Origin of the sequence: Zoogloea oleivorans, assembly GCF_008107625.1 — a bacterium.
Taxonomy (GTDB): Bacteria; Pseudomonadota; Gammaproteobacteria; order Burkholderiales; family Rhodocyclaceae; genus Zoogloea; species Zoogloea oleivorans.
This window is the reverse complement of the sequence record NZ_SDKK01000057.1, coordinates 1-5,478: the sequence shown is the minus strand read 5'-3', so window position 1 is coordinate 5,478 and position 5,478 is coordinate 1. Positions and strand designations below refer to the sequence as shown.

The following is a 5,478-nucleotide window of genomic DNA, read 5'->3' as shown; positions in this document are numbered from 1 at the left end:
CTTGATGGAGTGTTTTTGTTTTTTTGTGGTGTAGACGTAGAAATCCCCCAGACGGTTTGGTCTGGGGGATTTAAGGGTTAGTCTGACGATGACCTACTTTCACGCACGCGTGTGCACTATCATTGGCGCGGTCTCGTTTCACGGTCCTGTTCGGGATGGGAAGGGGTGGTTCCAAGACGCTATGGTCGTCAGACTGTAACTTGTGCCGCTCTGTGCCTTGTGGCGAGAGCGTCAAATGGGAAGAAGTGTTTTGTGTGTTGGGGTGTGTGACTGTATTTTTTCACAAGCCTTGCGAGCGGTCTATCGCGTCTTTGCAAGGTTATAGGATCAAGCCTCACGGGCAATTAGTACTGGTTAGCTTAATGCATTACTGCACTTCCACACCCAGCCTATCAACGTCGTGGTCTTCAACGACCCTTTAGGGGAATCTAGTTCCCAGGGATATCTCATCTTGAGGCGAGTTTCCCGCTTAGATGCTTTCAGCGGTTATCTCTTCCGAATTTAGCTACCCGGCGATGCGACTGGCGTCACAACCGGTACACCAGAGATTCGTCCACTCCGGTCCTCTCGTACTAGGAGCAGGCCCCCTCAAATATCCAGCGCCCACGGCAGATAGGGACCAAACTGTCTCACGACGTTTTAAACCCAGCTCACGTACCACTTTAAATGGCGAACAGCCATACCCTTGGGACCGGCTACAGCCCCAGGATGTGATGAGCCGACATCGAGGTGCCAAACTCCGCCGTCGATGTGAACTCTTGGGCGGAATCAGCCTGTTATCCCCAGAGTACCTTTTATCCGTTGAGCGATGGCCCTTCCATACAGAACCACCGGATCACTATGACCTGCTTTCGCACCTGCTCGACTTGTCGGTCTCGCAGTCAAGCCTTCTTTTGCCATTGCACTATCAGTACGATGTCCGACCGTACCTAGAAGACCTTCGTACTCCTCCGTTACCTTTTGGGAGGAGACCGCCCCAGTCAAACTGCCCACCATGCACGGTCCCCGATCCGGATTACGGACCTAGGTTAGAACCTCAACGACACCAGGGTGGTATTTCAAGGATGGCTCCACCGGAACTAGCGTCCCGGTTTCATCGCCTCCCACCTATCCTACACAAGTCCCGTCAAAGTCCAATGCAAAGCTACAGTAAAGGTTCATGGGGTCTTTCCGTCTAGCCGCGGGGAGATTGCATCTTCACAAACACTTCAACTTCGCTGAGTCTCAGGAGGAGACAGTGTGGCCATCGTTACGCCATTCGTGCAGGTCGGAACTTACCCGACAAGGAATTTCGCTACCTTAGGACCGTTATAGTTACGGCCGCCGTTTACCGGGGCTTCGATCAAGAGCTTGCACCCCATCACTTAACCTTCCGGCACCGGGCAGGCGTCACACCCTATACGTCCACTTTCGTGTTTGCAGAGTGCTGTGTTTTTAATAAACAGTCGCAGCCACCGATTCTCTGCGGCCTCTTCGCCCTTCGGATGTTCTCCTACAAGCTAATGAGGCATACCTTCTCCCGAAGTTACGGTATCAATTTGCCGAGTTCCTTCTCCTGAGTTCTCTCAAGCGCCTTAGTATCTTCTACCTGCCCACCTGTGTCGGTTTGCGGTACGGTCACTCTATGACTGAAGCTTAGAGGCTTTTCCTGGAAGCATGGTATCAATCACTTCACTCTCAAAGAGAGCTCGTCATCACGCCTCAGCTAAGCTCTCCGGATTTGCCTAAAGAGCACGCCTACACGCTTAAACCACCTATTCCAACAGATGGCTGATCTAACCTTCTCCGTCCCCCCATCGCATCATAGAGCGGTACAGGAATATTGACCTGTTTCCCATCGACTACGCATTTCTGCCTCGCCTTAGGGGCCGACTCACCCTGCGCCGATGAACGTTGCGCAGGAAACCTTGGGCTTTCGGCGAGGGTGCTTTTCACACCCTTTATCGCTACTCATGTCAGCATTCGCACTTCTGATATCTCCAGCATCCTTCTCAAGACACCTTCACAGACTTACAGAACGCTCCCCTACCATGCATTAAATGCATCCGCAGCTTCGGTTCATGGCTTGAGCCCCGTTACATCTTCCGCGCAGGACGACTCGACTAGTGAGCTATTACGCTTTCTTTAAAGGGTGGCTGCTTCTAAGCCAACCTCCTAGCTGTCTATGCCTTCCCACCTCGTTTTCCACTTAGCCATGGATTTGGGACCTTAGCTGGCGGTCTGGGTTGTTTCCCTCTTGACAACGGACGTTAGCACCCGCTGTCTGTCTCCCGTGTATCACTTTCCGGTATTCGGAGTTTGCTATCGCGAGGTAGATCGCAATGACCCCCTCAACGATTACAGTGCTCTACCCCCGGAAGTGTTCGCACGAGGCACTACCTAAATAGTTTTCGGGGAGAACCAGCTATTTCCAAGTTTGTTTAGCCTTTCACCCCTATCCACAGCTCATCCCCTAATTTTTCAACATTAGTGGGTTCGGACCTCCAGTGCGTGTTACCGCACCTTCATCCTGGCCATGGATAGATCACTTGGTTTCGGGTCTACGCCCAGCAACTGAATCGCCCTTATCAGACTCGCTTTCGCTACGCCTCCCCTATCCGGTTAAGCTTGCTACTGAACGTAAGTCGCTGACCCATTATACAAAAGGTACGCAGTCACCCCACAAGGAGGCTCCCACTGTTTGTATGCATGCGGTTTCAGGATCTATTTCACTCCCCTCCCGGGGTTCTTTTCGCCTTTCCCTCACGGTACTGGTTCACTATCGGTCGATTACGAGTATTTAGCCTTGGAGGATGGTCCCCCCATCTTCAGACAGGATTTCTCGTGTCCCGCCCTACTTGTCGCACGCTCAGACCCGCCAACTACTTTTCGCATACGGGGCTATCACCCACTATGGCCAGCCTTTCCAGACTGTTCTGCTAAGTAATCGGTTTAGTCGTGCAGGCTCATCCCCGTTCGCTCGCCACTACTTGGGGAATCTCGGTTGATTTCTTTTCCTCGGGGTACTTAGATGTTTCAGTTCTCCCGGTTCGCCTCCACATCCCTATGTATTCAGGATGGGATACCCTTGCGGGTGGGTTTCCCCATTCGGATATCGGGGGATCAAAGCTCCATTGCCAGCTCCCCCCCGCTTTTCGCAGGCTTGCACGTCCTTCATCGCCTGTAATCGCCTAGGCATCCACCACATGCACTTTGTCGCTTGATCCTATAACCTTGCACTCTGTTTCCAGAGAGCGCCGTCATAGACGAACTCGCGCGCTTGTGCGCATCGCCCTGCTGCTGGTTCAAAGCGCAGAACGATACTTAAAATGCAATCACACAACCCATGTAGCCACCCGTCTCATCAACAGGCAACTACACACTTCTTCCAATTTGTTAAAGATCGAACAGCTTGACTGGTAAAAAACCAGAATCAAATAAACCACGGCATCGCCGCAATTCGCTTGATTATGATTTCTTCAGGTCATCAAATGGTGGAGGCAGTCGGGATCGAACCGACGACCCCCGGCTTGCAAAGCCGGTGCTCTCCCAGCTGAGCTATGCCCCCATCTTGATAACCTTGGTGGGTCAGGTAGGAATCGAACCTACGACCCCCGCCTTATCAAGACGGTGCTCTAACCGACTGAGCTACTGACCCCCTGTTTCAACAAGGAGTCAGTCACCATCTTCGAGGAGGTCAGCACCTAGCCAACGACTACTCGCTTCTGACGCCTGACCCCTTCGCTGTTCTTTAAAGACAACCGATAGGTTGTGGATACTTGATCTCGAGGTTTATCTCTAGAAAGGAGGTGATCCAGCCGCACCTTCCGATACGGCTACCTTGTTACGACTTCACCCCAGTCATGAAGCTCACCGTGGTAAGCGCCCTCCTTGCGGTTAAGCTACCTACTTCTGGTAAACCCCACTCCCATGGTGTGACGGGCGGTGTGTACAAGACCCGGGAACGTATTCACCGCAGCATGCTGATCTGCGATTACTAGCGATTCCGACTTCACGGAGTCGAGTTGCAGACTCCGATCCGGACTACGATCGGCTTTCTGGGATTGGCTCCACCTCGCGGCTTGGCAACCCTCTGTACCGACCATTGTATGACGTGTGAAGCCCTACCCATAAGGGCCATGAGGACTTGACGTCATCCCCACCTTCCTCCGGTTTGTCACCGGCAGTCTCGTTAAAGTGCCCAACTTAATGATGGCAATTAGCGACAAGGGTTGCGCTCGTTGCGGGACTTAACCCAACATCTCACGACACGAGCTGACGACAGCCATGCAGCACCTGTGTTCAGGCTCCCTTTCGGGCACTCCTCAATCTCTCAAGGATTCCTGACATGTCAAGGGTAGGTAAGGTTTTTCGCGTTGCATCGAATTAATCCACATCATCCACCGCTTGTGCGGGTCCCCGTCAATTCCTTTGAGTTTTAACCTTGCGGCCGTACTCCCCAGGCGGTCAACTTCACGCGTTAGCTGCGTTACTCAATGAGTCTCCTCACCGAACAACTAGTTGACATCGTTTAGGGCGTGGACTACCAGGGTATCTAATCCTGTTTGCTCCCCACGCTTTCGTGCATGAGCGTCAGTACTGGCCCAGGAGGCTGCCTTCGCCATCGGTGTTCCTCCGCATATCTACGCATTTCACTGCTACACGCGGAATTCCACCTCCCTCTGCCGTACTCTAGTCATACAGTCACAAACGCAGTTCCCAGGTTGAGCCCGGGGATTTCACATCTGTCTTATATAACCGCCTGCGCACGCTTTACGCCCAGTAATTCCGATTAACGCTCGCACCCTACGTATTACCGCGGCTGCTGGCACGTAGTTAGCCGGTGCTTCTTCTTCCGGTACCGTCATCCACGCAGAGTATTAGCCTGCGCGATTTCTTTCCGGCTGAAAGAGCTTTACAACCCGAAGGCCTTCTTCACTCACGCGGCATGGCTGGATCAGGCTTTCGCCCATTGTCCAAAATTCCCCACTGCTGCCTCCCGTAGGAGTCTGGGCCGTGTCTCAGTCCCAGTGTGGCGGATCATCCTCTCAGACCCGCTACGGATCGTCGCCTTGGTGAGCCTTTACCCCACCAACTAGCTAATCCGACATCGGCCGCTCTAATTGCGCGAGGTTCTTACGAATCCCCCGCTTTCCCCCTCAGGGCGTATGCGGTATTAGCGTAACTTTCGCTACGTTATCCCCCACAAATAGGCACGTTCCGATGCATTACTCACCCGTTCGCCACTCGTCAGCGGAGCAAGCTCCCTGTTACCGTTCGACTTGCATGTGTAAAGCATGCCGCCAGCGTTCAATCTGAGCCAGGATCAAACTCTTAAGTTCAATCCAAAAACTCTCTAGAAACCTGCGGTTTCTTCGAGCACTTCAATTTCTTCGTGGCTTCTGGTATAAACCAAAAACCCCTCGAAACCGAGTACCCACACCTATCGGTTGTCACATTTTTAAAGAACTGCTGCAAGAAGCAGCGAAGAGGTGCGCA

General features: G+C 52.8%; 2 tRNA genes and 3 rRNA genes. All 5 read right to left on the bottom strand.

Annotated features, from left to right (window positions below):
- Positions 1 to 80 precede the first annotated feature (80 nt).
- Positions 81 to 193: ribosomal RNA gene (rrf, locus tag ETQ85_RS25390) — 5S ribosomal RNA — on the bottom strand.
- Between the two features lie 130 nt (positions 194 to 323).
- A 23S ribosomal RNA gene (locus ETQ85_RS25385) occupies positions 324 to 3,205 on the bottom strand.
- A 266-nt stretch (positions 3,206 to 3,471) separates the two neighbouring features.
- Positions 3,472 to 3,547, bottom strand: a tRNA-Ala gene (locus ETQ85_RS25380).
- A gap of 13 nt (positions 3,548 to 3,560) precedes the next feature.
- A tRNA-Ile gene (locus tag ETQ85_RS25375) sits at positions 3,561 to 3,637 on the bottom strand.
- A 144-nt stretch (positions 3,638 to 3,781) separates the two neighbouring features.
- Positions 3,782 to 5,321 (bottom strand): 16S ribosomal RNA (locus ETQ85_RS25370).
- The 16S, 23S and 5S rRNA genes sit together here with 2 tRNA genes alongside, the layout of an rRNA operon.
- Positions 5,322 to 5,478: the final 157 nt, after the last annotated feature.